General features: G+C 67.2%; 2 protein-coding genes. Both read left to right on the forward strand.

Annotated features, from left to right (window positions below):
- Nucleotides 1–569 precede the first annotated feature (569 nt).
- Nucleotides 570–2,960 (forward strand): Helicase associated domain protein, encoded by a 2,391-nt coding sequence (locus ACFZCP_RS45750; RefSeq protein WP_391443194.1) that lies wholly within the window; start codon nt 570–572, stop codon nt 2,958–2,960.
- Nucleotides 2,957–3,958, forward strand: coding sequence for a tyrosine-type recombinase/integrase (locus ACFZCP_RS45755; RefSeq protein ID WP_391443197.1), 1,002 nt, complete (start codon nt 2,957–2,959; stop codon nt 3,956–3,958). Before ACFZCP_RS45750 ends, ACFZCP_RS45755 begins: the two co-directional genes overlap by 4 nt.
- Nucleotides 3,959–4,008 lie beyond the last annotated feature (50 nt).

Genomic DNA, 4,008 nt, shown 5'->3' on the forward strand with positions numbered 1-4,008 from the left:
CCCGCGGAGCGGGTCCTCCGGCGGCAAGCCGCCGGAAAGTGAAAGGCTCCGCTGACGCTCCGCCAAATTCCCCCGCCAGCGGGGGAATTGAATTCCGCAAGCGGAATTCTAAAGACGTGTCAATTCACGCTTCGCGCGAATTATGAAGTCCCCGCAAGCGGGGACTTGTTGGCTGGCTGCGAGGGGCGGTGCATCACGTGCGGGCTGTGTAGGGCTTGGGATTCCCAGCCTTCACCCCAGCAACGGAGGTGACGGCCCGTCGGCCCGATCGGGCGCGGGCCCCACCGCAGTGACGGGCTCCGCTGCGCTCCACCCGAACCTCTCCCCCACCACGAAACCGCCCCGACACGTTCACCAACGCCCTGCCAGCATACAGGACAAGCGGCCGTCCATGGGTGAGATTGAGTCATGCGTAACCCCTGGGGGTGAAGTTGGCGCGCGGTGATGCATCACGGGTCGGCGCTGTGTAGAGTCTGGGATCAGACACCACATCCTCAGCGTCGTGCACCTTGCGCCGGGATTCCCTTTCTGATTACGTGCCGCATTCCGCGAAGAGGAGAACACGGGGCATGGCCGTGAAACTGCGTGACCATCAGATCGAGGCAGTTGCCGCCATTGTGCACGGTCTCGATATTCCGCCGGGCGGTATTCCCGTCGATGGCCTGCGCGGTCAGGTGCACGCCGCGTGTGGGACGGGAAAGACCATCATTGCGGCGGCGTCGGCAAAGCGGCTTGTCCCCAAGGGCCGCATTCTCGTGCTGGTGCCGACGCTGGACCTTCTGACCCAGACGGTGCAGGCGTGGCATGCGGCCGGGCATACGGGGCCGGCGGTTGCGGTGTGCTCGCTCCAGGACGACCCGGAGCTGTGGAACCTCAAGGTGCGCTCCACCACGAACCCTGTGCAGCTGGCTCTGTGGCACGGCCAGGGGCCCGTCACCATCTTCGGGACGTACGCCAGCCTCGGTGTCCTGGCGGAGGCGTTCGAGGGCGCCTACGGGCAGCAGCTGGCGCCGATGGACCTCACGGTGGTCGATGAGGCCCACCGAACTTCGGGCTCGATGGGTAAGGCGTGGGCCGACGTCCACAACCAGGGCGTCATCCCCTCGCGCCGCCGGCTGTACCTGACGGCGACACCGCGGATCTGGGAGGAGCGCCTCAACCGTGAGGTCGCCGAAGGGGTGCGCGATCCGCTGCCGCGCGAGATGGCGGCCTCCATGGACGACGAGAAGGTCTTCGGGCCCGTCCTCTACAAGCTCTCGCTCGCGTCAGCCGTCTCGCGCGGGTTGCTTGCGCGGTACCAGATCATCGTCCTGGAGCTGAAGGACCCGGTCGTCACGCCCGAGCGGCTGATGGGCGAGGAACGGCACACCGAGGAAGTCCGCGGACAGCGCCTCGGAGCCCTCCAGGCCGCGCTCCTGCACACCATGGCGCAGCACAACCTCAGCACGTGCATCACCTTCCACCACCGGACGATAGAGGCACAGGCGTACGCGGAGGGCCTTGAGCGCGTTGCGGCGAAGCTGCACGCCAACGAGCCCGAGAAGTACCCGGCGAAGATCTGGGTGGACTGGCTGTGCGGTGAGCACGTCCCGGAGCGCCGGCGGGAAGTGCTGGGCGGCTTCGGTACGACGGCGCGGCGGGCGGTGCTTTCGAACTGTCGCGTTTTGGGGGAAGGCGTCGATATCAGAGCGGTGGATAGTGTCGCTCTTTTGGACCCCAAGGGCGCACCGCATGACATCGTTCAGGCCATCGGTCGGGCTCTCCGTCAAAAGCCGGGAGAGGGAAAACTTGCCTCTTTGATCGTGCCGGTGTTCCTTCAGCCCGGTGAGAAGCCGGAAGACATGTTCACCTCGGGATCGTACCGGCCTTTGGTGAAGGTCCTTGAAGGTCTGCGTGCTCACGATGAAGAGGCCATCGAGCTGCTGGCGATTCCGCAGGAGCCGCAGAAGGACGTAGCGCAGCCGTCCACCTATATCGGTCCGCCGCCCGAGGAAGGCGAGGACGAATCCCGTCTACTACTGCGTTTTGCCGCTCCGCGTGACCCGGCGATGATCGCGGACTGGGTGAGCTTCAACGTGATCGACACCGAGCGGCAGGACTGGGCGCGCGGCTGGGCGAAGCTGAAGGCGTACGTCGAGCGGGTCGGGAGCGCGAGGGTGCCGTACGGGCACCGGGAGGGTGCGACACCCCTTGGGCAGTGGGTGGCGGAGCAGCGGCGTGCCTACGGGGCCGGGGAGATGAGCGGGCAGCGCGCGCAGCGGCTGGAGCGGCTCGGCATGGTGTGGTCGGTGGCCGATGAGCGGTTCCAGGAGAACCTTCAGGCCGCGAAGGCGTACTACGACCAGCACTGGACACTGTGCGCGCCCCGCACCGCGACCATGCTGGACAAGCCGATCGGGCAGTGGCTGTCCAACCTGCGCCGCCCGGGTGCGCTGGCCGGCAAGGCGGAGTGGGAAGCCGCGTTGAAGGAGATCGACGAGGACTGGAACCCGTCGTGGTCGGCCGAGTGGCAACGGCACTACGCCGCGCTGCGTGAGCTGGTGGCCGACGAAGAAGGCCAGGCCGGCGTGGTGGAGGTTCTGCCCGGGTTCACGGTCCACGGCATGGACATCGGGAAGTGGCTGGCCCGGCAGCGCAAGCCGAAGGTCTGGGAGGCCCTGACGGACGGGCAGCGCGAGCGCCTGGAGCAGCTCGGCATCGTGCCGCTGGCCCCGCAGCCGGAGGAGCCCGCGAAGCCGTCTACGGCGCCTATGAGCGCCTTCGAGCGGGGTGTAGCGGCCCTGGCGCAGTACAAGGCCCGCGAGGGCTCTCTGACCGTCTCCAGGGCCCACGTCGAGCGGCTCGGTGACGGAACTGAGGTCAAACTCGGCGTGTTCCTGTCGAACACGAAGTCGAGGCGCGCGAAGCTCACCGAGGACAGGCGGCAGGTGCTGGCTGAGCTGGGCCTGGACTGGGCTTGAGCTGGGCGCCGCGGGGGCGGCTGTCACTGGGCGGTGGTGTTCTCGGTGCGGATCATGCGGCGCAGGCTGGTGCGAGCCGCTGCGAGGTCGTCTTCGAGCCCGGTGAGGCGGTCGCGCAGGGCGGTGTCCGCCGCCGCACCGACAACCCCAACCGCGCACTGGCCAAGTCCCGCTCTCCACGGATCGTGCCGGTCACCGCCGACCTGACCAGCCTGTACACCGACTACCAGTACGAGCGCCACACCGCCGGCGCGGATGGCGGCGACATGGTCTTCGTCAACCTCTTCCGCCCGCCGGTGGGCCGGCCGATGTCCTACCCCAATACCAAGGGCATGTTCGACCGCCTGGCCCGGGAAGCCGACCACCCCTTCCGCCCCCACATGCTGCGCCACTCCGCCGCGACCACGTGGCTGCGCAGCGGAGTGGACCGGGACGTCGTCCAGCGCCTCCTGGGACACCTCTCGCCCCTGTCGATGGAGCGCTACTGGCACGTGTGTGACACCGAGACACGCCAGGCCGTCGAGCGCGTGTTGGACCCGAAGGGTGCGCCGCACGACATCGTGCAGGCCATCGGGCGCGCTTTGCGGCAGAAGCCGGGGCAAGGGAAATTGGCTTCTTTGATCGTGCCGGTTTTTCTCCAGCCGGGAGAGAGGCCGGAAGACATGTTCACCTCGGCATCGTATCGGCCTTTGGTGAAGGTACTCGAAGGTCTTCGGGCTCATGATGAAGAGGCCGTGGAATTGCTCGCGATTCCGCAGGAGCCGCAGAAGGACGTGGCGCAGCCGTCCGTGAACATCGGTGCGGCGCCCGAGGACGGTGAGGAAGAATCTCGTCTGTTGCTCCGTTTCGCGGTTCCGCGTGATCCGGTGATGGTCGCGGACTGGGTCAGCTTCAACGTGATCGACACGGAGAAGCAGGACTGGGCGCGCGGCTGGGCGGCGCTGAAGAAGTTCACTGAGCTTCTTCGAGTTGGCCACCGATCGGGTGACGGGTCCTGAAGCGCAACGAGCGAGGCCCCCGAGCTGTTGATCGAGATGTCTGACGTCTC

Source organism: Streptomyces sp. NPDC007971 (assembly GCF_042958635.1).
Taxonomy (GTDB): domain Bacteria; phylum Actinomycetota; class Actinomycetes; order Streptomycetales; family Streptomycetaceae; genus Streptomyces.

Coding starts and splice junctions, on each gene's coding strand:
- ACFZCP_RS45750 (WP_391443194.1), top strand. CDS start 570: ATGGCCGTGAAACTGCGTGACCATCAGATCGAGGCAGTTGCCGCCATT.